This is a genomic window from Stutzerimonas stutzeri (assembly GCF_000935215.1).
Classification (GTDB): Bacteria; Pseudomonadota; Gammaproteobacteria; order Pseudomonadales; family Pseudomonadaceae; genus Stutzerimonas.
This window is the reverse complement of sequence record NZ_JXXD01000298.1, coordinates 1-480: the sequence shown is the minus strand read 5'-3', so window position 1 is coordinate 480 and position 480 is coordinate 1. Positions and strand designations below refer to the sequence as shown.

The window sequence follows — 480 nt, the reverse complement described above, 5'->3', positions numbered from 1 at the left end:
TGAGGCTGGGGTTGAAGCACCGAACGGCATCAAGCCATTTCTGCGCCAAGCGTGCGAACTGATCGAACGGCCTGAAGTGCGTGCACTGCGCGGAGCGCTGCAAGTGGTGCTGGCCGAGATCAACCTCTATGAACAGTCGATGCGCGAGTGCGAAGAACAACTGGCACGCTGGCATGCGGACGATGAGATCGTGCACAAGCTCGACGAAGTCAGTGGCATCGGCCTGCTAACCGCAAGTGCCTTTAAAACTGCAGTGGGCAAGCCCGAGCGCTTCGCCAGTGGCCGACACCTAAGCGCCTGGCTGGGCATGACGCCCAGCGAATACAGCAGTGGCGAGCGGCGACGACTCGGGCGAATCAGCTGCAAGGGCAACGTCTATGTGCGCACCTTGCTGATCCATGGTGCAAGGGCGGCGCTACTGGCAGCCAAGCGCTGCAAGGCGCGAACACCGGAGCGGCTGACGCAACTGCAAAGCTGGGC

Annotated in this window: 1 pseudogene; it reads left to right on the top strand. The window is 61.9% G+C overall.

Going from position 1 to position 480, the window contains the following annotated elements:
• Window positions 1-480 (top strand): annotated as a pseudogene (locus tag LO50_RS22100) (IS110-like element ISPst6 family transposase); the annotation flags it as partial.